Source organism: Parasutterella secunda, from assembly GCF_016901835.1.
In the GTDB taxonomy this organism is placed as follows: domain Bacteria; phylum Pseudomonadota; class Gammaproteobacteria; order Burkholderiales; family Burkholderiaceae_F; genus Aphodousia; species Aphodousia faecavium.
The window spans coordinates 1-443 of the sequence record NZ_JACJKX010000049.1; the positions used below are offsets into that span (position 1 = coordinate 1).

Below are 443 nucleotides of genomic sequence, written 5' to 3' on the forward strand. Positions count from 1 at the left end.
GGGACCGATTACATTGTTCGCTATAAAAACCAGTGGATTAACGGGAAGTCTCGCTGCATCAGCCGCAAAACCGTCGGTAAACTCGTGGGTAATAAGGTCGTTTTCGGCCGTAAGTTCCTCTCTGAGAACCCTCAATACAAAGGCTTCGAGGCTATCTATCAAGACCATGAAATCATCTTTTTGGATCCCACTGAAGAGAAGCTGACCTTTACCGAATTTGCTTCTAAAGCACGAGCTTGTGAGGCCGGAGCCACTTACGTTTTGGACAGCATCGCCGAGCAAAGCGGTTTAACGGCTGATCTGCAAGCCGTTTTTCCCTCTCAGTATCGAGAGTTGTTGTCCTTGGCCATGTTCTTAATCCTGCAGCCTCATTCTTCTGTCTGCAGTTTCGAGAGTTTTGCTCAACGCACCTATTTGCCCACAGAGCAAACTCTTAATCCAAC

Annotated in this window: 1 protein-coding gene; it reads left to right on the forward strand. The window is 47.6% G+C overall.

The window, feature by feature from the left end; translation table 11 throughout:
- Window positions 1-443: hypothetical protein (locus H5985_RS09290; RefSeq protein WP_205051023.1), on the forward strand; the 443-nt coding region annotated here is incomplete at both ends.